The sequence below is a fragment of the Micromonospora sp. WMMD882 genome (genome assembly GCF_027497255.1).
Taxonomy (GTDB): Bacteria; Actinomycetota; Actinomycetes; order Mycobacteriales; family Micromonosporaceae; genus Micromonospora.
Window position 1 is genome coordinate 5,393,831 of sequence record NZ_CP114903.1, and the last position, 25,870, is coordinate 5,419,700.

21 protein-coding genes are annotated in these 25,870 nt (G+C 74.0%); 13 read left to right on the plus strand and 8 right to left on the minus strand.

The window, feature by feature from the left end; translation table 11 throughout:
- Positions 1-46 precede the first annotated feature (46 nt).
- The gene (locus O7606_RS23180) at positions 47-1,342 is read right to left on the minus strand and encodes a lytic murein transglycosylase (RefSeq protein ID WP_281596129.1); all 1,296 of its coding nucleotides are present in this window, start codon (positions 1,340-1,342) and stop codon (positions 47-49) included.
- A gap of 56 nt (positions 1,343-1,398) precedes the next feature.
- Here O7606_RS23180 and O7606_RS23185 point away from each other — a divergent pair, with 56 nt between their 5' ends.
- Both O7606_RS23185 and O7606_RS23190 read left to right on the plus strand, forming a co-directional pair.
- A complete protein-coding gene (locus tag O7606_RS23185) occupies positions 1,399-1,620 on the plus strand; it encodes a zinc ribbon domain-containing protein (RefSeq protein WP_281596130.1) in 222 nt (73 codons plus the stop codon).
- Between the two features lie 124 nt (positions 1,621-1,744).
- Positions 1,745-4,486, plus strand: a complete 2,742-nt coding sequence (locus tag O7606_RS23190) for an adenylate/guanylate cyclase domain-containing protein (protein WP_281596131.1) — start codon at positions 1,745-1,747, stop codon at positions 4,484-4,486.
- Positions 4,487-4,525: 39 nt separating this feature from the next.
- Here the strand turns inward: O7606_RS23190 and O7606_RS23195 are convergent, their stop codons facing one another.
- Together O7606_RS23195 and O7606_RS23200 are read right to left on the minus strand one after the other, a co-directional pair.
- Positions 4,526-5,062, minus strand: a complete 537-nt coding sequence (locus tag O7606_RS23195; RefSeq protein WP_281596132.1) for a phospholipase — start codon at positions 5,060-5,062, stop codon at positions 4,526-4,528.
- A gap of 180 nt (positions 5,063-5,242) precedes the next feature.
- Positions 5,243-6,901: a family 10 glycosylhydrolase gene (locus O7606_RS23200; RefSeq protein WP_281596133.1), complete on the minus strand. Its 1,659-nt coding sequence runs from the start codon at positions 6,899-6,901 to the stop codon at positions 5,243-5,245.
- Positions 6,902-7,166: 265 nt separating this feature from the next.
- Here O7606_RS23200 and O7606_RS23205 point away from each other — a divergent pair, with 265 nt between their 5' ends.
- Entirely contained in the window at positions 7,167-8,633 is a 1,467-nt protein-coding gene (locus O7606_RS23205; RefSeq protein WP_281596134.1) for an amino acid permease, read from the plus strand.
- Positions 8,634-8,712: 79 nt separating this feature from the next.
- Here the strand turns inward: O7606_RS23205 and O7606_RS23210 are convergent, their stop codons facing one another.
- Complete coding sequence (locus O7606_RS23210) at positions 8,713-10,224, minus strand: alpha-N-arabinofuranosidase (protein ID WP_281596135.1); 1,512 nt, start codon at positions 10,222-10,224, stop codon at positions 8,713-8,715.
- Positions 10,225-10,306: 82 nt separating this feature from the next.
- On the opposite strand from O7606_RS23210, the gene O7606_RS23215 reads away from it, so the two are divergent.
- From O7606_RS23215 to O7606_RS23225, 3 genes are all read left to right on the plus strand, one after another.
- A complete protein-coding gene (locus O7606_RS23215) occupies positions 10,307-10,654 on the plus strand; it encodes a hypothetical protein (RefSeq protein ID WP_281599828.1) in 348 nt (115 codons plus the stop codon).
- 142 nt (positions 10,655-10,796) lie between these two features.
- The gene (locus tag O7606_RS23220; protein ID WP_281596136.1) at positions 10,797-11,390 is read left to right on the plus strand and encodes a hypothetical protein; all 594 of its coding nucleotides are present in this window, start codon (positions 10,797-10,799) and stop codon (positions 11,388-11,390) included.
- The gene (locus tag O7606_RS23225) at positions 11,387-12,892 is read left to right on the plus strand and encodes a hypothetical protein (protein WP_281596137.1); all 1,506 of its coding nucleotides are present in this window, start codon (positions 11,387-11,389) and stop codon (positions 12,890-12,892) included. Before O7606_RS23220 ends, O7606_RS23225 begins: the two co-directional genes overlap by 4 nt.
- A gap of 122 nt (positions 12,893-13,014) precedes the next feature.
- Here O7606_RS23225 and O7606_RS23230 read toward each other — a convergent pair whose 3' ends face one another.
- Positions 13,015-13,740 carry a methyltransferase domain-containing protein gene (locus O7606_RS23230; RefSeq protein ID WP_281596138.1) on the minus strand — a complete coding sequence of 242 codons (726 nt, stop codon included), beginning with the start codon at positions 13,738-13,740 and terminating at the stop codon, positions 13,015-13,017.
- Positions 13,741-13,826: 86 nt separating this feature from the next.
- On the minus strand, positions 13,827-15,464 hold the full coding sequence (locus tag O7606_RS23235) for an ABC-F family ATP-binding cassette domain-containing protein (protein WP_281596139.1): 1,638 nt from the start codon (positions 15,462-15,464) through the stop codon (positions 13,827-13,829).
- Between the two features lie 63 nt (positions 15,465-15,527).
- Here O7606_RS23235 and O7606_RS23240 point away from each other — a divergent pair, with 63 nt between their 5' ends.
- The 3 genes from O7606_RS23240 to O7606_RS23250 all read left to right on the plus strand — a co-directional run bounded on the left by O7606_RS23240 (position 15,528) and on the right by O7606_RS23250 (position 17,410).
- Positions 15,528-16,277 (plus strand): ROK family protein, encoded by a 750-nt coding sequence (locus tag O7606_RS23240; RefSeq protein WP_281596140.1) that lies wholly within the window; start codon positions 15,528-15,530, stop codon positions 16,275-16,277.
- A 381-nt stretch (positions 16,278-16,658) separates the two neighbouring features.
- Complete coding sequence (locus O7606_RS23245; protein WP_281596141.1) at positions 16,659-17,027, plus strand: tetratricopeptide repeat protein; 369 nt, start codon at positions 16,659-16,661, stop codon at positions 17,025-17,027.
- Between the two features lie 128 nt (positions 17,028-17,155).
- Complete coding sequence (locus O7606_RS23250) at positions 17,156-17,410, plus strand: Smr/MutS family protein (RefSeq protein ID WP_088987488.1); 255 nt, start codon at positions 17,156-17,158, stop codon at positions 17,408-17,410.
- A 257-nt stretch (positions 17,411-17,667) separates the two neighbouring features.
- On the opposite strand, the gene O7606_RS23255 is transcribed toward O7606_RS23250, so the two are convergent.
- The gene (locus O7606_RS23255) at positions 17,668-18,582 is read right to left on the minus strand and encodes a hypothetical protein (protein WP_281596142.1); all 915 of its coding nucleotides are present in this window, start codon (positions 18,580-18,582) and stop codon (positions 17,668-17,670) included.
- Between the two features lie 115 nt (positions 18,583-18,697).
- Positions 18,698-21,085: a M28 family peptidase gene (locus O7606_RS23260; protein ID WP_281596143.1), complete on the minus strand. Its 2,388-nt coding sequence runs from the start codon at positions 21,083-21,085 to the stop codon at positions 18,698-18,700.
- Positions 21,086-21,323: 238 nt separating this feature from the next.
- On the opposite strand from O7606_RS23260, the gene O7606_RS23265 reads away from it, so the two are divergent.
- From O7606_RS23265 to O7606_RS23280, 4 genes are read left to right on the plus strand one after another with little or no spacing between them, the layout of a single operon-like run.
- Entirely contained in the window at positions 21,324-22,574 is a 1,251-nt protein-coding gene (locus O7606_RS23265; RefSeq protein ID WP_281596144.1) for a fused response regulator/phosphatase, read from the plus strand.
- A complete protein-coding gene (locus O7606_RS23270; RefSeq protein ID WP_281596145.1) occupies positions 22,571-24,385 on the plus strand; it encodes a sensor histidine kinase in 1,815 nt (604 codons plus the stop codon). Before O7606_RS23265 ends, O7606_RS23270 begins: the two co-directional genes overlap by 4 nt.
- Positions 24,382-24,834: a response regulator gene (locus tag O7606_RS23275; protein WP_281596146.1), complete on the plus strand. Its 453-nt coding sequence runs from the start codon at positions 24,382-24,384 to the stop codon at positions 24,832-24,834. Before O7606_RS23270 ends, O7606_RS23275 begins: the two co-directional genes overlap by 4 nt.
- On the plus strand, positions 24,827-25,651 hold the full coding sequence (locus tag O7606_RS23280; RefSeq protein ID WP_281596147.1) for an inositol monophosphatase family protein: 825 nt from the start codon (positions 24,827-24,829) through the stop codon (positions 25,649-25,651). The genes O7606_RS23275 and O7606_RS23280 overlap by 8 nt, the downstream gene beginning before the upstream one ends.
- Positions 25,652-25,870: the final 219 nt, after the last annotated feature.

Below are 25,870 nucleotides of genomic sequence, written 5' to 3' on the forward strand. Positions count from 1 at the left end.
CCCTGCCCGGGGGAAGTATCCGGTCGGCGGCGGTGGCCGGGTCCGGTCAACTGCGGCTGGCCACGCCGTACTCGTTGGCCTTGTCGAAGACGTCCTGGGCGTACCGGCGTACGTCGTTGTACGACAGGATCGCCCCCCACCAGTCGCCGGGGACGGTCATGTTCCGGCCACCCTTGCAGAGGTAGTTGCCGGCGGCCAGGGCGGCGTCGTCGAGGTCGTGCGGGTTCTCCACGCCGTCGTTGTCGGCGTCCGCGCCGATCTCCTGCCAGGTGGTCGGGATGAACTGCATCGGGCCGACGGCCCGGTCGTAGGTGGTGTCCCGGTCGAGCTGCCCCCGGTCGGTGTCCATGATCCGCATCCGGCCGCCGTTGCCGTCCAGCGCGTCGCCGCGGATCTCCGGCAGCGCCCGCCCGTCCGGCAGGAGCGTCGCGCCGTTGGCCTGGCCGTGCCGGGACTCCACGTACCCGATCGCGGCGAGCGTCGTCCAGCTCAGCGCGCAGCCCGGGGTGCTCTGGGCGAGCACCAGCTCGGCGTAGCCGTACGCCTGCATGGCGGTCGGGGCGATGCCGAGTTTCGCCCCGGTGCGCTGGGCCCAGTCGGCGAGCGCGTCCGCGGGGCGGCCGGTGGGCGCCGGGGCGGCCAGACCGCCGGCACCGCTCTGGCCGGGCAGCGGTGTGCCGCCCGGCGGCAGACCGACGCCGCCCGGCGGCAGGAGCGTGCCGCCCGGCACGGCGACGCCGGCGGTGGGCCCGGCGGACGGGTCGACGCTGGTGTCCCGGGCGACCGGGCGGGGGTCGCGTCCGGCCGCCGGCACCAGCAGCACGCCGGCCGCCGCGGTGACGGAGACCAGCAGCAGCAGGAAGATCCCGGGTAGGACGAACCGGCCGCTGGGTCGCTTCGACCAGGCCCGGGTGGCCCGGACAGCGCCGGCCGCGGCCTGGCGCGGCGGTACCCGGACGGCGTGCGCGAACGGCACCCGGTACCGGCGCGACCGTCCTCGCCCCCGCTCCGCCGCCGACCCGGCTTCCGTCTCCGGCCCGGCTTCCGTCTCCGGCGGGGTCGCGGTCTCCGTTTCCGTCTTCGGGCCGGCTTCCGTCTCCGGCGGGGTCGCGGTCCCCGCTTCCGGCGGTGGCGCGGCGTCCTTCGTGGGCGCGGCGTCCGCCGCCGGGGGTGGCGGGGCGGTCGGGGGTGGCGGGGCGGTCGGGGCGGGCCCCTGACCGGCGGAGTCGGCGGGCTCGGGCGCGCCGCCCACCGGCGCGGGCGGCTTCCCTGGGGCGTCGTCGGGCGGCGGCACGGCCGGACGCAGCGGCCGAGCTCGCGGGCTGTCTCCTGCGTCCACCACCTGTCGAGTATTACCCATGTCCGCGCGGTCGTCAGGTCCGGTCGTACCCTGGTGGCATGCCCCGGTACGAGTTCCGCTGCCGCGCCTGCGGCGCCACCTTCGAGGTCGACCGGCCGATGGCGCGGGCCGCCGAGCCGGCTTCCTGCCCTCAGGGCCACCACGACACGGTCAAACTGCTGTCCACTGTCGCGCTGACCGGCCGGGGCGGCTCCGGCCCGGCCGGCGGCGGTGGCGCGCCCGCCGGAGGTGGTTGCTGCGGCGGTGGTTGCGGCTGCTGACCGCGCGCCCTTGTCGGGCTGTTGCGGTACCTTGCGGTCGATCCGGTCCGACCGTTCTCACGATGCGTGACGGCTCCGACATAGGGAAGCATGGCCGGCGACGTCAGGGGCGGAGGTTCCACGCATGTCGCCACGGATCCGCCTCCCGAGCGGGTGGGTGACCTTCTTGTTCACCGACATCGAGGGCTCCACGCGACTGGCCCGGATGCTCGGCGCCGGCTACCGTGCCGTGCTGCACGAGCACCGTCGGCTGCTGCGGCACACCCTGACCGCGGCCGACGGCGCGGAGTTGCTCACCGAGGGTGACTCGTTCTTCATCGCGTTCCCCGACGCCGCCGCCGCGGTTACCGCCTGTCTGGCCGCGCAGCGGGCGCTGGCCGGGCACGAGTGGCCCACCCCGGAGGCGACCCCCCGGGTCCGGATGGGCCTGCACACCGGGTACGCGGAGCCGCGCGACGGCGAGTACGCCAGCCCGGAGGTGCACCGGGCCGCCCGGATCGCCGCGGCGGCGCACGGCGGTCAGGTGCTCTGCTCGGCGGCGACGGTCCGGCACGCCGAGCCGCTGCCGGCCGGGGCGTCCCTGCTCGACCTCGGGCTGCACCGGTTGCGCGGGTTCGACGACCGGGAGCGGCTCTACCAGGTGCTCGCGCCGGGCCTGGAGCGGGAGTTCCCCCGGCCCCGCACGGCCGACGTGGCCCCGCACAACCTGCCCACCCAGGTCACCTCGTTCGTCGGGCGGCACGCCGAGCGGGTGGAGCTGCGGGAGCTGATGGCGGAGCACCGGCTGGTCACCGTGATCGGCGCGGGCGGGTCGGGCAAGACCCGGCTGGCCGTGGAGCTGTGCGCCGGTCTGGTGGCGGCGTACCCGGACGGGGTGTGGTTCGTCGACATCGCCACGGTCACCGACCCGGGGCTGGTGCCGTTCGCGGTGGCCGCCGTGTTCGGTCTCCGTCCGGAGCCGGGCCGGCCGATCCTGGACACCCTGGTCGAGTACGCGGCGACCCGCCGCATGCTGGTCGTGCTGGACACCTGCGACGCCCAGCCGGCCGCCACCGGCGAGGTGATCGCGCGTCTGCTCACCGGGGCGCGCGCGGTGCGGGTGCTGGCCACCAGCCGGGAGTCGTTCGGGATGCCCGGTGAGGTGGTGTGGCGGATCCCGCCGCTGTCGGTCGACCCGTCGCCGGGCGGCGGGGAGAGCGACGCGGTGGCCCTGCTGCTGGACCGGACGACGGCCGCCCGGGGTGGCCGGCGTCCCGGCCCGGCCGAGTCCGCCGACCTGTGCCGGGTGGTGCACCGGCTGGACGGGCTGCCGCTCGCCATCGAGCTGGCCGCCGCCCGGCTGCGGGTGCTCTCGGCCGGGCAGCTCGCCGAACGCCTGGCCGACGTGCTCGGCGCGTTGGACGCGGGGCGGGACGAGCCGCCGCCGGTGCGCGGCTGGTCGGGCGGGCAGGAGGAGACCGTCGAGTTGCGCGCCGACCCGGGGCTGGCGGGCGCGGTGACCCGGTCGACGGTGGAGCGGCACGCCACCATGCAGGCCACGGTCACCTGGTCGTACCGGACGCTGGGCCCCCGCTCGGCCCGGCTGCTGCGGCTGCTGGCGGTCTTCGCCGGCCCGGTGGACCTGCCGGCGGTGGAGTGGCTGCTCGGCGAGGACCCGTTCGGGTCGCTGTCGGTGCTGGTGGACAAGTCGATGATCCTGGCCGAGCCGAGCGCCTCGGGCAGCACGTACCGGATGCTCGACCCGATCCGCGCGTACGCGGCCCGCCGGCTGGCCGCGGCCGGCGAGGAGCAGGCCGCCCGGGACCGGCACGTGGCCTGGTGCCGGCACGTGCTGGAGCGGGCGTGCCTGGGCCCGGACGGGCAGCCGGTGACCCGGTCGTTGTACTCGATCGACCCGCTGGCCGGTGAGTTGCGGGCGGCGCTGCGCTGGTGCGCGACCGGGGGCAGCGCACGGGCCGGGCTGCGGCTGGCCGGCGGGCTGGACCTGTGGTGGCGGGAGCGGGGGCTGGCCCGGGAGGGGCGGCTCTGGCTGTTCCGGCTCTACGGGCGGCTGGCCGAGACCGGGGAGCGGATCCCGGAGGCGGAGCTGGCGGCGGTCTACCACATGCACTCGCTGCACGCCGGCGCGGACGGCGAGTTCGCCGAGGAGTTGCGGTTCGCGCAGCGGGCCGAGGCGGCGGCCCGGCAGGCCGGGGACGCCGGGCTGCTGGCCCGGGTGCTCGCCGGCCGGGCCGCGCCGCTTGTCGACATGGGGCAGTTCGCCGAGGCGGAGCGGGTCTGCCGGGAGGTGATCGACTGGGCCCGGGAGCGGAACGTGGCCGGGGAGGCGCTGCTGGCCGTCTACAGCCTCGCCGAGCTGCTGTGGCGGCGGCGGGCGTTGGACGAGGCGGCGGACCTGCTCGGCCGGGCCCGGTCGGTGGAGGCGACCCGGCCGGTGGAGCGCGGCCAGCGTTCGGTGGACATGCTGCTGGGCATGGTGGCGCTGGCCCGGGGGGACCTGGTCGCGGCGCACGAGCATCTCCAGGTGGCGTTGCGGTCCCGGATGCGGCACGGCTACCACGGGCGGGCCTGCGACACGGTGCACGCGCTGGCCGTCCGGTGCGCGACCGGCGGTGACCCGTCGACCGCCGCCCGGCTGTTCGGCGCGGCCCAGGTGACCCGGGCGCGGATGCGGGCCACCCCGGGGTTGTTCGGCGCGTACTGGCTGCGCTGGCAGGCGGAGGTGCGCGGGGCGTTGGGCGACGCGGCCTTCGACGCGGCGTACGGTGCCGGCGCGGAGCTGGGGTTGGAGGAGGCGGCGGCGTTGGCCATGGCGGTGGAGCACCCGGATCTGTCCCCCGCCTCCTCACGCTTCACGTCGGGCTGAGCCGTCGCGGGCTGAGCCGTCGCGGCCGGGGCGGCGGCGTCAGCGCAGGCCGGCCCGCCGCTCGGCGTCGGACTTCAGCTTCGCGGCCCGGTCCAGGTCGGCCTGGCTGACCGCGGCGACCGTGCCGAACACCTTCACCGCCTGGTAGTACGTCCAGGCCAGGCTGTAGCAGGCCGGGTTGACGACGCTGTTGTACGTGGCGCAGACCCGCTTCAGGTCGGCGTAGAAGGCGCTGTCCACCCGGTCCTTGTTGGCGCTGGTGAAGATGCCCATCGCCTTGTGGTTGCGGTACCCGAAGTCGTGCCGGTGGCAGGACAGGTTGAACGTGAACCCGAGCGGGTTGTCGGGGCTGGACGAGCAGTAGTCGGTGGACCAGTCGAAGCCGTAGGCCGACCAGGCGCTCTTGTTCAGGCGGGCCGAGTTCCAGGAGTTGTAGCTGCTGGCGCTGGTCTGCGTCCAGGAGGACAGCACGGAGAGTTTCTGGTCGCGGGTGACCGCGGCGGCGGGTGAGGCCACCCCGAGGAGGGTGAGCAGCGCGAACGTGCTGGCGGCGAGCAGGGTGGTGAGGCGACGCATCGGGGGGTTCCTCCGGGGGGCGGGAGCGGCTGGTTACCGGCGGGTACCGGTGAGGAACAGTTTTCATCGATCTTGATGAATCGCAGGTGGAGGTGTGGTCAAGTTTCGATGTATGCGTCCAAACAGACGAATGCCCCGGAACGGCGGGCGCCGTTCCGGGGCGTTCCGTGTCGACGCAGGTCAGCGCAGCACGCGCGGCGGCCCGGCCGGGCTCTCGTTGTGCAGCCGGTCCAGGGCGGTCACCACGTAGGTGTAGGCGCGCCCCGGCTCCGCGGTGGTGTCCACCCAGGACTGAGCCCCGCCCGGGGTGGCCCGGACCGTGCCGACCAGGTGCCTCGCGTCGGCCAGCGCGCAGCCGTCCGGGCGTCCGGCGCCGTCGAGCCGGTAGATCGCGTACGCGGTGGCGGCGCCGAACGGGCCCACGCCGTCGGCCGGCTGCCGCCAGCTCAGCCGCGCCCCGTCGGCGGTCCGGGTGACCTGGGTGAGCACCGGGAACAGCAGCGGCTTGGCCGGCAGGTGCGGCATCGCCGGCACCAGCGCCGGCTTCGAGTAGTGCGCGGCGGCGTAGACGTCGGTCGCGCCGAGCCGGTTCGCCCGTACCTGGACGGCCGAGAAGTGCACGTTGCCGAGCACCTCCGGGTACGACCGGTTCAGCGTCAGGTGGTCGGAGAGCTCGTTCGGGTCCATCCAGTCCGCCCCGTACGCCGGGTCACCGCTCTTGTAGTCGGCCTGGCCGATGTAGAGCTGCACCCGGGTGCCGCGTACCGTCTCGGCCCACCACGGCGCCAGCCGGGCGTAGTCGGCGGCCGGGTACTGGCCGATGTACCAGTAGAGCTGCGGCACCACGTAGTCGATCCACTCCTCCTTGACCCATTTCCTGGTGTCGGCGGAGATGATGTCGTACGACTGGCTGCCGGTGGTGTCCGAGCCGAGCGGGTCGACGGACTTGTTGCGCCAGATGCCGAACGGGCTGACCCCGAACTTCACCCACGGCTTGACCGCCTTGATCTTCTCGCCCATCTCCCTGACCAGCAGGTCGATGTTGTCCCGCCGCCAGTCCGCCTTGTCGGTGAAGCCCCGGTTGTGCTGCGCGAAGGTGGCGTCGTCGGGCACCTGGTGGGTCCCGCTCGGGTACGGGTAGAAGTAGTCGTCGAAGTGCACGCCGTCGATGTTGTACCGCTTGACCGCGTCGAGCATCGCGGTCTGGACGAACGCGCGGACCTCGGGCACGCCCGGGTCGTAGTAGAGCCGGCTGCCGGCGACGCCGGCCGGCGGGTACGCGAAGGTCCACCCGGGGTGCTGGCGGGCCGGGTGGCCCGGGGCCAACTGGGTGAGGTCCGCGCCCGCGCCGCCCGGGGCCGGCATCGACACCCGGTACGGGTTGAACCAGGCGTGGAATTCCAGGTTCCGCTTGTGCGACTCGGCGACCAGGAAGGCCAGCGGGTTCCAGCCCGGGTCCTGCCCGCGCGTCCCGGTCAGGTACTCCGACCAAGGCTCGTACGGCGACGGCCAGAACGCGTCGGCGGTCGGCCGGACCTGGACGACCACCGCGTTGTGGTTCAGCCGCTCGGCCAGGTCCAGCCAGCCGCGGTACTCGGCCTGCTGGGCGGCGATCCGGTCCGGGGCGGTCTGGGACGCCTTGGTCGGCCAGTCGATGTTCACCACCGACGAGATCCACATGGCCCGGAACTGCCGTTTGGGGGTGGCCGGGTCGGTGGCGCAGGTGGTGGGGTCGGCGGCGGCGGTCGGGTCGGCGGCGGCGGTCGCGGGCGTCGCGGCGACGAGCGCGCCGAGCAGCGCGACGGCCAGCCCGGCGGCTCTGAGCCGAGGTGCCTTCATGAGGTGCGTCCCTTCGTGGGGCTCGGCTGGCAGGGGCGTACGGCGGCCGTCGGCAAGATTCGTCGCCAGCGATACGCCGCCAGAAGGAAATTTTCACACCCGGCCGCCCCGGCGCAAGACCCCGCCGCCGACCGTCGCCCCCGCCCCGCCCTTCCCTGGCGCGCTGTTACCGGGCCGATACCCGGAGTGTGGATTGGCGGTCCGACCCGCTGGGTAGCAGCAGCGGTCACCGGCCGCCACGGTGGTGGTCGGCACGGTGGGAGGGGTGAACGCGGTGTCCGTGCTGCGTACCAAACCGATCAAGGACGTGATAGCCCAGAGCGAGGCGGACGGGACGGACGGCGGTCCCGGTCTGAAGCGCCGCCTCGGCGCCCGTGACCTCACCGGGTTCGGTATCGGCATCGTCATCGGCACCGGCATCTTCACCCTCACCGGACTGGAGGCCCGGGAACACGCCGGCCCCGGGGTGGTGCTCTCCTTCGCCATCGCCGGCCTGGTCGCGCTGCTCGCCGCGCTCTGCTACGCCGAGCTGGCCTCCAGCGTCCCGGCCGCCGGCAGCGCCTACACCTACGCGTACGCCACCATGGGCGAGATCGTCGCCTGGATCATCGGCTGGGACCTGCTGCTGGAGTTCGCCCTCGGCGCGGCGGTGGTCGCCCGCGGCTGGTCCGGCTACCTCGCCGAGCTGTTCGACCTGCCCGCCGCCTGGTTCGGCGAGGAGGGCGGCGTGGTCAACCTCGGGGCGATCGGCATCGTGCTGCTGCTCGGCGTGGTGGCCATCGTCGGGGTGCGCGAGTCGGCCCGGCTGACCAACGTGCTCGTCCTGGTCAAGGTCGCCATCTGCGTCTTCGTGGTGATCGCCGGGGCGTTCTTCGTGAAGGCCGCCAACCTCACCCCGTTCGTCCCGCCGTCGGAGGAGGCCGGCAGCGGCGAGGGCGGCATCCGGCAACCGGTCACCCAGTTGATCTTCGGGATGGAGCCTTCGGTGTTCGGTTTCGCCGGGGTGCTCACCGCCGCCGCGGTGGTCTTCTTCGCGTACACCGGCTTCGAGGCGGTGGCGAACCTCGGCGAGGAGACGAAGAACCCGCGCCGGGACCTGCCGCTCGGCCTGCTCGGCACGCTGGTGATCGCCAGCGTGCTCTACATCGGCGTCTCGCTGGTGCTGGTCGGCATGGTCCCGTACACCGAGATCGACCGGGGCGCCCCGATCGCCTCGGCGTTCGAGTCGGTCGGCGCGGGGTGGGCGGCGATCCTCGTCTCCATCGCCGCGGTCGCCGGCCTGACCAGCGTGATCCTGGTCGACCTGGTGGCCATGGGCCGGGTCGGCTTCGCGATCGCCCGGGACGGGCTGATCCCGCCGGCGGTGGCGAAGGTGCACCCGCGCTGGGGCACCCCGTACCGGATCAGCGCGGTGATGACCGTGGTGGTGGCGCTGCTCGCCGGCTTCCTGCCGCTGACCGCCCTGGCCGACCTGGTCAGCATCGGCGCGCTCTGCGCGTTCGTGCTGGTCTCGCTGGCGGTGCCGATCCTGCGTCGGACCCGCCCCGAGCTGGAGCGACCGTTCCGGGTGCCGTTCTCGCCGGTGCTGCCGGTCGTCTCCGCGCTGGCCTGCCTCTACCTGATGCTCAACCTGTCGGTGGAGACCTGGCTGCGTTTCCTGGCGTGGATGCTGCTCGGCGCGCTCATCTACTTCGGCTACGGCCACCGTCGCAACCGGCTCGCCCAGCGCTGAGGCGGCCCCCGGAAGGGTTCCTCTCCCCGACCGGAGAGGAACCCTTCCGAGCGCCCACCGGCGGGCCGTGCGCCAGGGGTCAGGGGCGGGTGGTGAAGCGCAGCACGTTCCAGGAAATGGCGGGCAGCCGTACGGTGCACCGGCCGCCGTCGACGGTGGGAGGGGTGATGGTCCGGGGCGTCACCCGGTCGGGCTCGGCCTCGGTGTTGGTCGCCGACGGGTCGTCCCCGGCGGCCAGGGTCAGGTGGGATCCGGCGGAGAGCCCCGGCAGACCGCGCAGGTCGAGCCGCAGCTCCAGGTCCGTGCTGTCCCGGTTGACGGCGAAGACGGTCAGCTCGCCCCGCTCCTCGTCGTGCACGGCGACGCTGTCCAGCACCGGCACCTCGCCGTGCCGCTTCGTCTCGTACGTCGGGCCGACCGGCTCGGTGCGCAGCACCGAGCCCCGGGCGTACCGGGCGGTGAGCGCGAACGGGTGGAAGATGCTCTGCCGCCAGGCCGGGCCGCCGGTGCGGGTCCGGATCGGGGCGATCACGTTGGCGAGCTGCGCCTGGCAGGCCACCCCGACCCGGTCGGCGTGCCGGAGCAGGGTGAGCAGCAGGTCGCCGACCACCACCGCGTCGACCGCGGTGTAGGTGTCCTCGATCAGCGCCGGGGCCTCGACCCAGCCCCGCTGGTCCAGGTCCGCCTGGAGGCGGGACTGGTACCAGACGTTCCACTCGTCGAAGGAGATCTTCAGCTTGCGGCGCTGGCGGAGCTTCGCCGCGACGTGGTCGGCGGTGGCCACCACCTCGTTGATGAAGTGGTCCATGTCGACCGCCGAAGCCAGCATGCTGGCCCGGTCGCCGTCGGACGGGTCGTAGTAGGTGTGCGCGGAGACGTAGTCGACGTGCTCGTAGGTGTGCTCCAGCACGGTCGCCTCCCAGGAGGCGAAGGTGGGCATGCCCCGACCGGAGCTGCCGCAGGCCACCAGGCTGACCGAGGGGTCGATCAGCTTCATCGCCCGCGCGGTCTCGGCGGCCAGTCGGCCGTACTCGTCGGCGGTCTTGTGGCCGACCTGCCAGGGGCCGTCCAGCTCGTTGCCGAGACACCAGAGCCGCACCCCGTACGGCCGCTCCGCGCCGTGCTTGCGGCGCAGGTCGGACAGCGCCGTCCCGCCCGGGTGGTTGGCGTACTCCAGCAGGTCGCAGGCTTCCTGCACGCCCCGGGTGCCGAGGTTGACCGCCATCATCGGCTCGACCCGGGCCTGCTCGGCCCAGGTCATGAACTCGTGCAGGCCGAAGGCGTTCGTCTCGATCGTCTTCCAGGCCAGGTCGAGTCGGCGGGGCCGGTCGGCGACCGGGCCGACGCCGTCCTCCCAGCGGTAGCCGGAGACGAAGTTGCCGCCCGGGTACCGGACGACGGAGACGCCCAGCTCGCGGGTCATGTCCAGCACGTCGGCGCGGAAGCCGTGGTCGTCGGCGGTGGGGTGGCCGGGCTCGAAGACGCCGCCGTACACGCAGCGCCCCAGGTGCTCCACGAACGAGCCGAAGAGCCGACGGTCGGCCGGGCCGATCGCGAAGGCGGGGTCGATCGTCAGCTGAGCGGTTCGCAAGGGTGCCCACCTCTCTGTCGTGTGGCCGGGCCACCCGGGTGTCCCGGACGTGGCCGAGAAGGCCGGTGTCTCGGTCAAGACGGTGTCCAACGTCGTCAACGGCTACCAGCATGTCCGACCGACCACCCCGGGGGCGAGTCGAGCAGGCCATCGCCGAGCTGAACCACCTGCCCAACCTCTCCGCCCGCAATCTTCGCAAGGGGCGCGCCGGACCGCGGCCCATGAGATCACCACCCACCTGATCGGCCTCGGCCGCCGCCGGATCGCCGCGATCGGCTCACCACGCGACCCGGAGGGGGCAGCGCGCGGCTGCGGCTCGCCGGCTACCGCGCCGCCCTCGCCGCCGCCGGCATCGGGTAGACGAACGCCTGGTCGCGCCCCCACCACCCCGTACCGCCTCGGACTCCGGGAGAGCGCCCTCGGCCGCTGACGTCCACCCGCCCGGGCGGATGTTGCGTCCAGATGCGACAGTCCTGATGTCCGTACGGGAACACCGATCGGGGGATGGGCGCGGTGCCGGCGGATCACGATGATGGCCGCGACACGCGGACCACCGCACACCTGGGGGCGAGATGAGCACCGATTCGAGCTGGGGCGACTACCTGTCCACCGACACCGCCACGACGGACGTGGGCGCCTTCGACACGTACGCCGCCGCGCCGGACCCGATCCTGCCCGACCCGATCCTGCCCGAGGCCGTTCTGTCGGACCCGGTCCTGCCGGAGGCTGTGCTGCCCGAGCCGGTGCTGCCCGAGCCGGTGGTCGACGCGGTGGAGACCGAGCTGACCGGCGCGGCGGCCGACCAGGACTGGTCCTCCTGGCACGCGGACAGCGGTGACCAGTGGGCCGACTCGGCGCAGGACTGGGTCGACTACGCCAACGACAACCTCGCCGCCGGCAACCTCGAGGTCGCCGAGAGCGCCTACGCGCACGCCGCCACCCACGCCGACATCGCCGAGAGCAACTACGACGTCTCGGTCGACTACTCCGCCCAGGCCGGCGCCCACGTCGACGCCGCCGCCGCCGAGGTCGCCCCGTACGACACCATGTCCTCCTCGTACGACGCGGGCTCGACGTACGACGCGGGGTTGTCCTACGACGCCGCCTCGTCCTACGACGCGGGCACCGGCTTCGACGCCGGCACGAGCTTCGACCTCGCGGAATGAGCTGGGCCGACACCCCGGACGCCGGGGGCCAGCCGGACCCGGCCGTCCTCGCCGCCGAGGCGGGACGGCTGAGCGCGGGCGCGCAACGCCGGATCGCCGCGCCGCCCAGCGTGGTCCGCCAGCACCTGCTCCGCGCCATCCGGGATCTCCACTTCGAGCTGCGGACCGAACAGCTCAGCCTCCTGGAGGCGGTCCGGGGCTCCAAACTGGGCGGGGTCACGCTCTCTGCCGCCCGGGTGCCGGTCGCCCTGCGGGTCGGGCTGGACACCGACGGCCCCGGCACCCGGATAAGCGTCCTGCTGGCCGACCGCTGGGCCGGCAAGGTCGGCCGCAACTGGGGCCTGACCTCGGTCTACGTCGAGCTCTTCGAGACCGTCCTCGGCGCGGTCGACGGCACCCTCGGCCGCCTCGACCCGAGCGCCGCCGCCACGTTCCCCGGCTGGTGGCGGCAGACCGGACCAGGCGACGTGGCGATCATGCAGAACGCGGCCAGCCTGGCCAACCGGGCCGGAACCGTGCTCTCCCGGCACGCCTCCCGCCTCCTCGACGGGGACACCGGGGCCCAGCGCCGGGCGGTGGTCAGCCGGGCCGGCGCCCGTACCGTCACCTTCGAGACGCCGCAGGCGGTCGCCGAGGTGCCGGCCGAGGTGGCGGACGGCATGCTGATGGTCGGCGCGCTGGTCGCGAGCCGCCCCGGTGACATGCCGCCCAGACTGGTGGCCCAGGTGCAGTCGCTGGTCTTCCGGATCGAGGAGCACCTCACCGCGCCCACCAGCGGCACCGGCGGCACCGGCGGCACCGGCGGCACCGGCGGCACCGGCGGCACCAACGGCACCGGCGGCACCAACGGCACCGGCGGCACCGGCGGCGCCGGCCCGACCCCGGACGCCCGGTTCGCCGTCGAGCCGGCGGACGTGCCGGTGGTGACCTTCCTGCACCAGCAGGCCCGACTCCGGGGCCTGCTGCCGGCGCGAACCCTGCGCACCTGCACCACCTGCCGGCTGGAGAAGGTCACCAACCCGGATCTGGAACGGTTGCAGGAGCGCACCCGGCGTACCCGAGACCTGGCCAGCAGCCTCAGCGCCGTGGTCACCCCGTACGTGCTGGCCGGCCGGCTGGTGCAGCTCAACGGCAGGGGGCCGAGCTTCGCCTGCCCGCGCTGCCAGGGCATGGACGCCGACGAGACAGTGGTGACGTACTGCCAGCGGTGCGGCGACCGGCGGGCCGAGACCGCCCTGCGGACCTGCTCGAAGTGCCAGTTCGACTTCCGCAGCCTGATCAGCGGCGACCGCCTCTGGCAACCCCGCGCCTCGTCCCCGCCCTCACCCGTCCCGCCCTCACCCGTCCCGCCCTCACCCGTCCCGCCGTCATCCACCCCGTCCTCATCCGTCCCGCCCTCATCCGTCCCGCCCTCACCCGTCCCGTCCTCACCCGTCCCGCCCTCAGCGGTGGACCCTGAGGCGGAACAGTGGCCGCGGCCCCCCGGGTATCGGCCGAACTGATCAACTCCCGCTCCTGATCCTTGATATGGGGGCATCGGCCAGCTCTGATGCCCTCATATCAAGGAAACGAAGTGGATCATGGGGGATCCGGGGCGGCGAGGGCGCCCCGGGGTCTGGGGGAGTCAGTCGAAGAAGCGGGCCAGGTGGGTTTTGTCTGGGCCGGGGGCGTCTCGGGTGAGTGGGGTCAGGTCGGCGAAGATCGAGGCCCCGTCGCAACCCACGTGCAACGGGTACCAGCGCGGCGTTCCCGGGGGGCGCTGCCCGCACACCCCCTTGATCGTCTGGACGTCGAGGAGCCGGACGTGGGTGGGGTCGGCGACCGCGTTGACGTGCCGCCACCACGGGCTCATCACGTGCAGGACGCCGCCCGGCCGGAGCACCCGGTGGCACTCGTCCAGCAGCGGCAGGAAGTCGATCAGGTGCTCCAGGATGTGCACCGCGAACAGCACGTCCACCGAGTCGTCGGCCAGCGGCAGCGCCCCGGACAGGTCCGCCACCGCGTCCACCCCGGGCGCGGGATAGATGTCCAGCCCGAGGTTGCCCGGGTACTGCTTGGTGCCGCCGCAGCCCAGATCCACCACGACCGGCGCCCGCCCGGCCACCGCGACCCGGCCCCAGACCCCGAACACCCCGGCCAGCCGCCCCACCCGGTCCCGGAGCAGGCGCAACTCGGCCGGTGCGGCCACCGCCCCGGTCAGGTGGGCCACGCCCCGGTCGAAGGCCACCTCCACCGAGAGGCCCCGCAGCCGGTCGTCGTGCCGGGCCTGGTCCGCCCACGCGTCGGTGAGAAACACGTCGATCGCCCGCAGCCGTTCGGCCGAGGGCGGGGCCTGCGCCAACGCGACCATCCGAGCCACCTCCCGCCGCCCGTTACCCGCATCCGCGCCCGGTATGCCCGATGCCTGCCGGCCGTGTCGACCCGGCTCGGTCGGGCTCAGTCCTCGGTGACCTGGCCGGCGGTGACGTGCAGGCGGCGGTTGGTGTGGACCGCGTCGAGCATCCGGCGGTCGTGGGTGACCAGCAGCAACGTGCCCGGGTAACCCGCCAGCGCCGTCTCCAACTGCTCGATCGCCGGCAGGTCCAGGTGGTTGGTCGGCTCGTCCAGCACCAGCAGGTTCACCCCGCGCCCCTGGAGCAGGGCCAACGCGGCCCGGGTGCGTTCGCCGGGGGAGAGGGTCGCCGCCGTCCGCAGCACGTGGTCGGCGCGCAGGCCGAACTTGGCCAGCAGGGTCCGCGCGTCCGCCGGTGACAGCTCGGGTACGGCCAGCCGGAACGCGTCGATCAGCGGCTGGTCGCCGAGGAACAGCCCGCGGGCCTGGTCGACCTCGCCGACCACCACCCCGGGGCCGAGCGTGGCGTGCCCGGCGTCCAGCGGCAGCCGCCCGAGCAGCGCCGCCAGCAGGGTGGACTTGCCGGACCCGTTCGCCCCGGTCACCGCCACCCGGTCGGCCCAGTCGACCTGGAGGCGTACCGGGCCGAGGGTGAACTCTCCCCGGCGTACCACGGCGTCGCGGAGCGCGGCCACGACGGCGCCGGCGCGGGGCGCGGCGGCGATCTCCATCCGCAGCTCCCACTCTTTGCGGGGCTCCTCGACGACGTCCAGCCGCTCGATCAGCCGTTCGGTCTGCCGGGCCTTCGCCGCCTGCTTCTCCGAGGTCTGCCCCCGGAAGTGCTTGACGTGCTTGTCCGGGTCGCTGGCCTTGCGGCGGGCGTTACGGACGCCCTTCTCCATCCAGGCGCGCTGGGTACGGGCCCGCTCCTCCAACCCGGCTTTCGTCTCGGCGTACTCCTCGAACTCGGCCCGCGCCTGGCGGCGCGCCACCTCGCGTTCCTCCAGGTACGCCGCGTACCCGCCGCCGTAGTGCCGCACCTGCTGCTGGTGCAGGTCCAGCTCCAGCACCCGGGTCACCGTCCGGGTCAGGAACTCGCGGTCGTGGCTGACCAGCACCGTGCCGGCGCGCAGCCCGGTGACGAACTCCTCCAGCTTCGCCAGCCCGGCCAGGTCGAGGTCGTTCGTCGGCTCGTCGAGCAGGAACACGTCGTACCGGCTGAGCAGCAGCGACGCCAGCCCGGCGCGGGCGGCCTGGCCGCCGGAAAGCGCGACCATCGGATGGTCCAGGTCGACGGTCAGACCCAGCTCGGCGGCCACCTGCTCGGCACGTTCCGGCAGGTCGGCGCCGCCGAGGGCGAGCCAGCGCTCCAACGCGTCGGCGTACGCGTCGTCGGCCCCGGGCGCGCCCGCGGTGAGCGCCCCGGTGGCGGCGTCCAGCGCGGCCTGCGCCGCCGTGACCCCGGTCCGGCGGGCCAGGAAGTCGCGGACCGTCTCGCCGGGGCGGCGCTCCGCCTCCTGCGGCAGGTGCCCGACGTTCGCGGTGGGCGGGCTCAGCGTGACGCCGCCGGCCTCCACCGGCAGCAACCCGGCGAGGGTACGCAGCAGCGTCGACTTGCCGGCCCCGTTCACCCCGACCAGGCCGATCACGTCCCCGGGGGCGACCACCAGGTCGAGCCCGGCGAAGAGGAGCCGGTCGCCGTGCCCGGCGGAGAGACCCTTGACGATCATCGTGGCGCTCATCAGGAGGCGAATGCTATCCAACCGACCGCCCGTCGGCCGAGCGGATTAGGCAGACTGACGGGGGTGACGACCACTTTGGCGATCGACTGCGGTGGCGGCGGGATCAAGGGGACGGTGCTAGACGAGGCGGGCACGATGCGCGCCCGGCCGTTGCGGGTGCCCACGCCGTACCCGCTGCCTCCGGCCCTGTTCGTCAAGACGCTGCTGGAGCTGGCCGGTCAGCTCCCGCCCGCCGACCGGCTGACCGTCGGCCTGCCCGGCATGATCCGGCACGGGGTGGTGGTGGCCACCCCGCACTACGTGACCCGGGCCGGGCCCCGCACCAGGGTCGACCCGGAGCTGCTGGCCCAGTGGTCCGGCTACGACGCGCGTACCGCCCTGGCCGACGCGTTCGGCGTGCCGACGCTGGTGCTCAACGACGCCGAGGTGCACGGCGCCGGGGTGGTCGCCGGCAGCGGCTGCGAGCTGGTGCTGACCCTCGGCACCGGGCTGGGCAGCGCCCTCTACGACGGCGGGACGCTCGCCCCGCATTTGGAGCTGTCGCACGCCCCGGTGCGCTGGGGCACCACCTACGACACGTACGTCGGCGAGCCGGAACGCCGGCGGCTCGGCGACGGCTTCTGGTCCCGCCGGGTCCGGCAGGTGGTGGACGGGCTGCGCCCGGTCTTCCGTTGGGACCGGCTCTACCTCGGCGGGGGCAACTCCCGGCTGATCCGCCCCGAGCAGCTCGCCCGGATGGGTGACGACGTGGTGGTCGTACCGAACACCGCCGCCCTGGTCGGCGGCGTCCGCGCCTGGCAGCTCCGGGTGTGACCCGGGCCGGGCCCCGCCCGTCCGGCCGCCGCCCGGGTCGGTCGTCGTCTGGCCGCCGCCCACGGGTGGCCTCCCGCGCCGGTCGCCGTACGGGCCGTCGCTCACGGGCGTCGGCGGGGTCGGGTGGACGCGGTGGGGTGGTGCCGGGCGGAGGCTGTCGAGCTGCCCCAGATATGGGGCAGCCCCACCGGGGTCCCGCCGCCCTTCCCACCGGGCCCCGCCGGCATCCCACGTGCTTCCCTGGTGTCCCGCAGTGACCCGCCCGGGACCTGTCCGGAGCCGCCCGGACTGCGGAAACCGTCGCGGGGAACAGTCGTGACCGGGGGAGCGTTGTGCCAGCGTCGGCGCAGGACGGTGGTGCGACACGAGGAGGTGGGTCGAATGGATCTTCTGGCGGACTACCGGCGGGCGACCATGTTCTTCGAGGCCGGTGACCCGACCGGGGCGGCCCGGCTGCTGGAGCCGATCGTCGAGGCCGAGCCCGGCAACACGGCGGTACGGCAGCTCCTGGCCCGGGCGTACTTCCAGTCCGCCCAGCTCGGGCGGGCCGAGACGCACCTGCGGGAGCTGGTCGACCGGGACCCGAGCGACCACTACGCGCACCACGTGCTGGGCCGGACGCTGGAGCGGCTGAACCGCCCGGCCGACGCGCTGCGGCACCTGCGGATCGCCGCCGCCATGTACGCGACGAACGACGCGTACCGGACGGCCCTGCGACGGGTCGAGACCCGGGTCGGCGGCGGACGCTGACCCCGGGGTGACAGTCGCCGGCCTACCATTGGCCGGCATGGAGCCGATCCGCCCGGTCGGTCGGCCCGACGCGGTGACGCGCGGGCCGACCGACCGGCGGGCGGCACGACACTCGACCGGGGCGTGCGATGAAACTCAAGCTGGACCTGCACGACATCTTCAACAAGGGCCAGGACATCGACCGGGCGCTGCGCGGAATCATGGACGAGGCGGTGGCGAAGAAGGCCACCCTGGTCGAGATCATCCCCGGTAAGGGCTCCGGCCAGCTCAAGAAGCGGGTGCTGCGCTTCCTCGACCAGAAGGACGTCAAACAGCTCTACCACCGGGTCGAGAAGGACTCGAAGAACTTCGGCCGCCTCTTCGTCCACTTCCGCTGGAAGTAGCGGGTAGCGGCGTCAGGGTGGCCTGCTTCTGCGCCAGCGGAGATCGAATCCGCGCCGCCGCCCGCTGTCCCAGATTCGGGGCAGCTCGACAGGCTCAACCCACCACACCGTCACCCCCGGGTGGGACGCTTCGAGGGCTCCCCGGAGCGGACGGTCGACACCGGCCAGCCGAGAATCCTCGTCCGGATTCGGCAGAGCCCCGGGCCGACTGACCCGGGGCTCTGCGCGAAGCGCGAAGCGCGAACTGAGCGGACGGCTCAGGGCGCCTCGACGGCGCGGACGGAGAAGGTGGCGACGTTGTCGCTCGGGTCGGCCTCCGGAGCCGGGTTCATCTGCCAGGCGCGGACCTCCAGGCCGCCCGTGCCCAGGTCACCGAGGGTGATGTCGGAGGCGGCGCCGAAGACCAGGTCGAAGGTGCGTTCCTCGCCCTCCATCATCGGGCCGCCGGGCACGCAGAAGTGGCTGCACTCGGTCCACGGGTCCCAGAAGCCGGCCGGCATGCCCACCGGGCGCACTTCGAGGCTGGTGTGCGGGGCGTCGCCGGCGTAGCGCACCGTCACCGGCAGCCGGCCCTCGAAGTAGCCTTCCGGCTGGCGGACGACGGTCAGGTCGCCGGTGACGCTGATCGCGGCGTCCGGCCGGGTGTCCCGTACGTACGGCTGGGGGTCGGCGAGCGAGCCGGTGGGCGAGCGGAACCGGGTCCGGAAGCTCTCCTGGGTGACCAGCGTGCCGCCGACCTTGACCGCGAGGGTCCCCTTGCCGGCTTTCATGGCGTACGGCTGGACGGTGGTGAGCACCTGGAAGGGCACGGTGAACTCCCGCCGCTCGCCCGGCGCGAGCATGCTGCCCGGCACGATGCACTCGACCTGGACCCGTCCGTCCGCCAGCCAGTCGCCGGGGCTGTAGCAGTCGGCCGCCCAACTGTCGTTCCGGTAGGAGCCGGGGACCGGCTCGGTGATCACGTAGCTGGCCCACACGGTCTCGGCGCTCTGGTTGGTCACCTCGGCCGTCAGGGCGCCCCGGTAGCCGCGTTCGGTGGGCTCCAGGACGAGCCGGTCAGCGACGCTGGCGGTGCCGGCGTCGGCCGTGGCGGGCGCGGCCTGCGCGCCCGGGGCCCCGGCGAGCGTGACCGCCAGCGCCGTCGCGGCCACTCCGGCCACTCCGGCCACCATTCTGGACATTCTGGTACGCATTTGACTCCCCCGTTGGGTCAACTGCTCGACGAGCGTCCATGATGGCAGCTCGCCCCGTCTCTCGCCGCCCCATTTCCGATCATCAGGCCCGGGATCAGAGGGAGTGCGTGCGGGCCACCGCCAGCATCTCGGAGGAGTGCGAGCCGACCACGCCGACGTCCGGTGGGCGGGGACGGAAGCCGGGCAGCGCGGCCAGGCCGTCGCTGGCGTCCATCACCCGCAGGTCCACCTTCTCCGTCTTCGGGGTCAGGGTCAGGGTCACCTCGACGCCCTCCGGCGGCGGGGCGTGGAAGACGATTCCGAAGTCCCACCGCTGCTCGCCGGTGATCCGGTCGAAGAACACCGGCCGCCCGGCCACCACCGCGTTCTGCACCATCGCGGTGGTCGTGTCGACGTGCAGGGTCAGCAGCCGGGCCTGCCGCTGCGGCACGATCCGCAGCCGCAGCTCACGGCCGACGGTGGTGCGGGTGTCGGCGAGCACCCGGACCTGTGCCGCCGGCAGGTCGGCCCGGGGCGCGGGGCCGGTACGCAGCTCGGTGTCGCCGAGCCCGGGGAACTCGTCGCCGACCTGTTCGACGCCGTCGACGTACCCGTCGGTCCAGGGTTGCGGGTCGGTCTCGTGGCTGAGCCAGCGGGCCTGGCCGGAGCCGGCGTCCAGCGCGTACATCAGGTGGGTGGGGATCGGGTGGGCGGCGTCGAACCGGTCCACCGACAGCCCGACCCCGGCGCACACCGCCGCCGCGAGCGTCGCGACCAGCGCGGGCAGCGCGCCCCGGCGGCGGGCCCGCGCGGCGGCCATGCCGCGCGCCCCACCGGCCTGTGGGTGCAGCAGGTCCACCACGGGCAGCGCGGCCAGGCCGAGCAGCGCCGCGAAGAGCGCGGCCACCGCCCCCATGCCCATCCCCAGCGCCGGGAACAGCAGCACCACGGTGGGCAGCAGCACCAGCACGCCGACGGCCGCCGCGGCGGTCACCGCGACCACCGGGCCGGGGCCGTCGATCCGCAGGGCCAGCGCGACCAGGCCGCCCAGCGCGCCGGCCAGGGCCGGCAGGGTCGTCAGGTACGACCCGCCGGGCGCGACCGCCGCCAGGGCCGCCCCGAACACGACCAGCCAGCCGAGGCCGCCGACGGCCAGCGCGGCCGGGCCGACCAGGCGGCGGGTCGACGCGTACCAGCCGAACAGGACGGCCGCGGCCAGCGCCAGCACGGCCAGCCGGTACCAGCCCGGCCGGTACGGGTCGAGCAGCTCGGCGTGCCCGGGGCGGAGCGCGCGCACCCCCGCCCAGAGCAGCCACGCGGTCAGCGGGGCGACGACCACCGGCACCACGGCCAGCGCGAAGCCGGCGGCCAGCCGGGGCAGGCTGGTCCGGCCGCGCCGCCGGGCCGCCCAGCCGAGCGCGCCGACGGCGAGCAGGGCGGCCAGCACCAGCGGCCAGGTCGCCCAGCCCGGGTAGCGGACCAGTCCGCCCGGCACCGGGAAGTACGTGGCGTCGTGCGCCGCGTACAGGTCGCCCAGGTCGGTCCGGCCGAACTCGCGGGCCAGGGCCAACGCGTTGTCCCCGTGGTGCTGGAGGCTGCGCCGGTCCATCGACTCCGGGGTGTCCAACGGGGTGTGGTAGATCGCCCCGCCGTCCAGGTACGCGGAGTTCAGCCCGACGAACCCCTCGGCCAGGAACGCGGTGAAGTCGGTGTCGTTCGGCAGCAGCCGGTACACCTCCACGGCGAACGAGGTGCCCACCGGGTGCGGGGCGGCCCGGCCGAACGCGTCCACCAGGGCGGCGTTGCGCCGGGACGTCTCGAACATGATCACCGGGCCGGTCGAGCCGCGTGCCTCCAGGTTCAGCACCACCCCGCCGTCGGCGGCCAGCGGATGCCCGGCGGCGAAGGCGGCGGCCCCGCACAGGCACGCCTCCTCGGCGTCGGTCAGCACGAACACGACGTCGTTGCGGGGGCGCGGGCCGCTGGTCAGCGCGCGGGCCACCTCCAGGATGGCCGAGGTGCCGGCCGCGTCGTCGTTGCCGCCCGGCCCGGACTGCACCGAGTCGTAGTGCGCCACCAGGAACACCCGTCCGGTCGGATCCGTGCCGGGCAGCCGGGCCACCACGTTGCGGACCCGGGCCAGCGTCGTGCCGCCGGCCGCCCCGCTGAGCTGCCCGGCCTCCGGGGCGACAGTGTCCTGCACTGAGGTTTCCAGGCCGAGGCCGCGCAGGGTGGTCTCCAGGTGGGCGCGGACCCGGTCGTTGGCCGGGCTGCCGGCCGGGTGGGTCTCGGCGGCCACCACCCGCACGTGCTCGTACGCCCGGGTGGCGCTGAAGCCGGCGGCGGGCGCGTCGGCCGGGGCCACCGCCGGCGTACGCAGGTCGAACAGGACGCCGGCGGCGACGGCGGCGAGCGCGGCGAGCGCGACCACGGCGGCGACCGGTCGGCGGCGGGGCCGGGCGAACGCCCGGTCGGCGGCCGACCTCGGAGGTGGTGCGTCCACGGCGTTCTCCTCGGCAGGGGGGTGAGGTGAGATGTTAGGAAGGGTCCCTCCGCCGCGCCAGGTGGCGGGAAGGATCCCTTCCGCTGCCTGTCCGGAATGTCAAGCGATGCGCAGTGACGGACCCCATTCCCGTCCGTGCCGTGGCCGTCGTGTTGTGTGCGACCGTTGTCTAATACAGGATCAGCAGGGCACTCGGAAGGAGCCCGACATCAGTAGTGATCTTCCGCGCCTCGCGGCGGTGACCCGGCCCGTGCCGGGAGCCGGGTCGACCGGTTCCACCGTCGCGCCGCTGGCGTACCCGCACGGCGGTCTCGGGCGGCACCCGACCCTGCCCCCGGGGGAACGGCTGCGGGTCCTGCTGGTCGAGGACGACGAGGGCGACGCGTTCCTCGTCGGCGAGCTGCTCGCCGAGACGAACTCGATGATCGACCTGCTGGTCGCGACAAGCCTCAGCGAGGCGCGGCAGCGGGTGGCCGGCGTCGACTGCGTACTGCTGGATCTCGGTCTGCCCGACGCGCAGGGCCTGGACGGTCTGCGGCAGGTGCTCGACATGGCCAGCGGGGCCGCGGTCTGCGTGCTCACCGGCCGCTCCGACGAGCACCTGGGCATCGTCGCGGTCGCCGAGGGCGCCCAGGACTACCTGGTCAAGGGGCAGGTCGACGGCATCCTGCTGACCCGGGCCCTGCGCTACGCGGTGGAACGGAAACGGGCCGACGAGAACGCCCGCCGGCTGCGCGAGGTGGAGCTGCGCCAGGCCGAGTCGGCCCGCCTCGAACGCGGTCTGCTGCCGCAGCCGCTGATGGAGACCGACGAGGTCGCCGTGCACACGTTCTACCGGCCGGGCCGGCACGCCGCGCTGATCGGCGGGGACTTCTACGACGTGGTGCAGACCCGGCCCGACCGGGTCGACCTGATCGTCGGGGACGTCTGCGGGCACGGGGTGGACGAGGCGGCGCTCGGCGTGGAGCTGCGGGTGGCCTGGCGGGCGCTGATCCTCGCCGGGGTGCCCGACGACGAGGTGTTGCCCGCCCTGGAGCAGGTGCTGATGAGCGAACGCCGGCTCCAGGAGATCTTCGCGACGGTGGCCACCACCCGGCTCGACCTGGCCGCCAACCGGGCCACCGTACGTCTGGCGGGTCATCCGCCACCGCTGCTGATCGCCGGGGGTAAGGTCGCGCCGGTGCCCGCGCCCGGTGGGCTGCTCCTCGGCGTACGACCCCGTCGGCCCATCGCCTACGACCTGGAGTTCTCCACCGATGACTGGTCCCTGCTGATGTACACCGACGGGCTGATCGAGGGGCGCGTCGGGGGCAGCGAGGAGCGACTCGACGTGCCGGGGCTCAGCGAGCTGGTCGCCGAGCCGGCCGCGCGGGCGGTGCCGCTGGCCGAGCTGCCCGCCTGGCTGGTCGGCCGGGCCGAGCAGATCAACGGCGGCCCGCTCGCCGACGACGTGGCGATGCTCCTGGTCACCCGGGGCGGTGGCCGGTGACGCCCACCGCGCGGGGTTGGACGTTGCGGCAGCGGGTGGTGGGCCTGCTGGCCGTGGTCGGGTTGCTGCTGGTGGCGCTGGCCGCCGCCGAGGCGGTCGTGGCGACGCAGAACCGTTCCCACACCAACGCCCTGCTGTCCAAGGCCGGCCCGTTGCGGGTGCAGAGCCAGGAGCTGCTCAACGCGCTGCTCGACCAGGAGACCGCCGTCCGGGGGTACGCGGTCAGCGCCGACCGGGCCGACCTGGCCCCGTACGACGGCGGGGTGCGGCAGGAGCAGGAGCGGCTGGCGTCGATGCGTCGACTCGCCGCCGGCTACGTGGGGATCGACGACGACCTGGACCGGGTCCAGGCACAGGCGGAGCAGTGGCGACGGTCGGTCGCGGCGCCGGTGATCGCCGCTGTCGAACAGAACGGCACGGCCGCCGGTCAGGCGCTGATCACCGACCAGACCCGGGCCCAGTTCGACCAGATCCGGGCCACCATGGCGCAGGTCGAGGCCGAGATCCTCACCGTCCGGCAGGCCACCGTGCGGCACGTGGAACGGACCGGCGACCTGCTGGTCATCCTGCTGATCGTGGCGGCGGCGGTGGTGACGGTCGCCGGTCTGCTGCTGCTGGTCTCGCTGGAGCGGATGGTGATCCGGCCGGTGACCGGCCTGGCCGGTCAGGTCCGCCAGGTCGCCGGGGGCGACTACCAGCACGGCATCGAGGGTTCCGGGCCGCCGGAGTTCCGCCAGCTCGCCGACGACGTGGACGCGATGCGCCGCAAGATCGCGAAGGACCTGGACGAGGTACGGCAGGCCCGCGAACGCATCGAGTGGGTCAACAGTCAGCTCCAGAAGCAGGCCGAGGAGCTGGTCCGCTCCAACCGTGACCTGGAGCAGTTCGCCTACGTGGCCTCACACGACCTCCAGGAGCCGCTGCGCAAGGTGGCGAGCTTCTGTCAGCTCCTGCAACGGCGTTACGCCGGGCAGCTCGACGAGCGCGCCGACCAGTACATCGCCTTCGCGGTGGACGGCGCGCAGCGGATGCAGCGCCTGATCAACGACCTGCTGGCGTTCTCCCGGATCGGCCGGCTCACCACCGGCTTCACCGAGGTGGACCTGGGCCGGGTGATGGGCGAGGTGGCCGGCCAGACCGAGGCCGCCCGGCAGTACGCCGACGCCGAGCTGACCTGGTCGTCGCTGCCGACCATCCGGGGCGAGGAGCCCCTGCTGACCAACCTGCTGGTCAACCTGGTCAGCAACTCGGTGAAGTTCCGTCGCCCGGACGTGCCGCCGAAGGTGCACGTCTCCGCCCGGCTGGTCGACGGCGAGTGGGAGATCACCTGCCAGGACAACGGCATCGGCATCGAGCCCGAGTTCGCCGACAAGATCTTCGTCATCTTCCAGCGGCTGCACTCCAAGGACGCCTACCCGGGCACCGGCATCGGCCTGGCGATCGTCAAGAAGATCGTCGAGTACCACGGCGGGCGGGTCTGGGTGGACACCGACCTGCCGGAGGGCACCGCGATCCGGTTCACCCTGCCGGCCCTCCCGGCGGACGTCGAGGCCGCCCGCGCCGACGCCGACGGGGCGGACGCCGCCCGCGCCGGGGAGGCCGGCGCTGAGGCCGACCAGTCGGCGCCGCCGGTCGAGGCGGAAGGCGGCGGGACCGCCGCCGACCGGCGGGAGAACGGGACGGTGGCCGCGGGCGCCGACGACAACGACAAAACCGGACCGGACGCGTCGACCGTCCCGGACGCTGACGGTCAGCGCCCGGGCCCGCCGGAGCCCCGACGACCGGGTGGCACGAAGGAGACAGTTACATGACCGCTCCGGCGGACGGCAAGAGCCCGATCGAGGTCCTCCTGGTCGAGGACGATCCGGGTGACGTGTTGATGACCCAGGAGGCGTTCGAGGAGCACAAGCTCCGCAACCGGCTGACCGTGGTCAGCGACGGGACCGAGGCGCTCGCCTACCTGCGGCACGAGGGCCAGTACGCCGACTCGGTGACCCCGGACCTGATCCTGCTCGACCTCAACCTGCCCCGACGGGACGGCCGGGAGGTGCTGGAGGAGATCAAGAAGGACGAGCGGCTCTGCCGGATCCCGGTGGTCGTGCTCACCACGTCCCAGGCCGACGAGGACATCCTCCGCAGCTACCAGTTGCACGCCAACGCGTACGTGACGAAACCTGTCGACTTCGAGCGGTTCATCTCGGTGGTCCGGCAGATCGACGAGTTCTTCGTCAGCGTGGTCAAGTTGCCGCCGCGTGGCTGACGACACCCTCTCCGACGAGGTCGGCGCCCTGCTCCGCAGCGTCGCCGACGAGATCGTCGTGCCGATGTTCTGTCGGCTGGAGGAGCACGAGGTCACCGAGAAGGCCCCGGGCGAGGTGGTCACCGTCGCCGACCAGCGCGCCGAGGAGATGATCACCGAGGGGCTGCTGCGGCTGCGTCCCGGCTCGGTGGTGGTCGGCGAGGAGGCGGTCGCCGCCGACCCCGACCTGCTCGACCACGTACGGGCCGGCGACGGGGACGTCTGGGTGGTCGACCCGATCGACGGCACCGCCAACTTCGCCGCCGGGCAGCGGCCGTTCGCCCTGATGGTGGCCCTGCTGACCGACGGCCGGCAGGCCGGGGGCTGGATCCTCGACCCGCTGGCCGGCGACCTCGCGGTGGCCCGGGCCGGCGTCGGCGCCTGCCTGGGCGGTCGGCCGGTCGGGTTGGCCGACGTCGTCCGGCCCCTGGCTGACCTGCGCGGCGCGGCGATGAGCCACTACCTGCCGCCGGACGCCCGGGACCGGGTGACCGACGGGGGCCGGCGGATCGGCGAGCTGCTTCCCGGGCAGCACTGCGCCGGCCGGGAGTACCTCGACGTGCTCTCCGGCGCGCAGCAGTTCGTCCTGTTCTGGCGCACCCTGCCCTGGGACCACCTCCCGGGGGCGTTGCTGGTCCGGGAGGCCGGCGGGGTGGCGCGCCGGTTCGACGGCGGCGAGTACGACCCGGCGGACGACGAGCGGGGCCTGCTGGTCGCCGCCAACGAGCGGATCTGGACGCAGGTGCACGCCGCGTTGCTCGACGGTCACGCCGGGTAGAGCTTTTCCGACCCGGGCGCTCGGCGGCTCCGTCCCGGCCCCGCGGTCCGGTATTGTGACCGGCGGTCCACGCCGGAGCGTGTCGTCGCCCCGTGCGGACGGGCCACGGCTGTCGTCGATCCGCGAGGACCGCGGCTGACGAGAGGAATCGGCTTTCGTGCGCAGGACGGCTGTTCCCCGGTGTCGCGTCCCCCGGCGGCCGGTCGCGTCGCGCGTCAC

Bases quoted from the DNA above. Each gene is read 5' to 3' on its own strand.
- O7606_RS23185 (WP_281596130.1), top strand. From the start codon at position 1,399: ATGCCCCGGTACGAGTTCCGCTGCCGCGCCTGCGGCGCCACCTTCGAG.
- O7606_RS23190 (WP_281596131.1), top strand. From the start codon at position 1,745: ATGTCGCCACGGATCCGCCTCCCGAGCGGGTGGGTGACCTTCTTGTTC.
- O7606_RS23195 (WP_281596132.1), bottom strand. From the start codon at position 5,062: ATGCGTCGCCTCACCACCCTGCTCGCCGCCAGCACGTTCGCGCTGCTC.
- O7606_RS23200 (WP_281596133.1), bottom strand. From the start codon at position 6,901: ATGAAGGCACCTCGGCTCAGAGCCGCCGGGCTGGCCGTCGCGCTGCTC.
- O7606_RS23220 (WP_281596136.1), top strand. From the start codon at position 10,797: ATGAGCACCGATTCGAGCTGGGGCGACTACCTGTCCACCGACACCGCC.
- O7606_RS23225 (WP_281596137.1), top strand. From the start codon at position 11,387: ATGAGCTGGGCCGACACCCCGGACGCCGGGGGCCAGCCGGACCCGGCC.
- O7606_RS23230 (WP_281596138.1), bottom strand. From the start codon at position 13,740: ATGGTCGCGTTGGCGCAGGCCCCGCCCTCGGCCGAACGGCTGCGGGCG.
- O7606_RS23235 (WP_281596139.1), bottom strand. From the start codon at position 15,464: ATGAGCGCCACGATGATCGTCAAGGGTCTCTCCGCCGGGCACGGCGAC.
- O7606_RS23245 (WP_281596141.1), top strand. From the start codon at position 16,659: ATGGATCTTCTGGCGGACTACCGGCGGGCGACCATGTTCTTCGAGGCC.
- O7606_RS23250 (WP_088987488.1), top strand. From the start codon at position 17,156: ATGAAACTCAAGCTGGACCTGCACGACATCTTCAACAAGGGCCAGGAC.
- O7606_RS23255 (WP_281596142.1), bottom strand. From the start codon at position 18,582: ATGGTGGCCGGAGTGGCCGGAGTGGCCGCGACGGCGCTGGCGGTCACG.
- O7606_RS23275 (WP_281596146.1), top strand. From the start codon at position 24,382: ATGACCGCTCCGGCGGACGGCAAGAGCCCGATCGAGGTCCTCCTGGTC.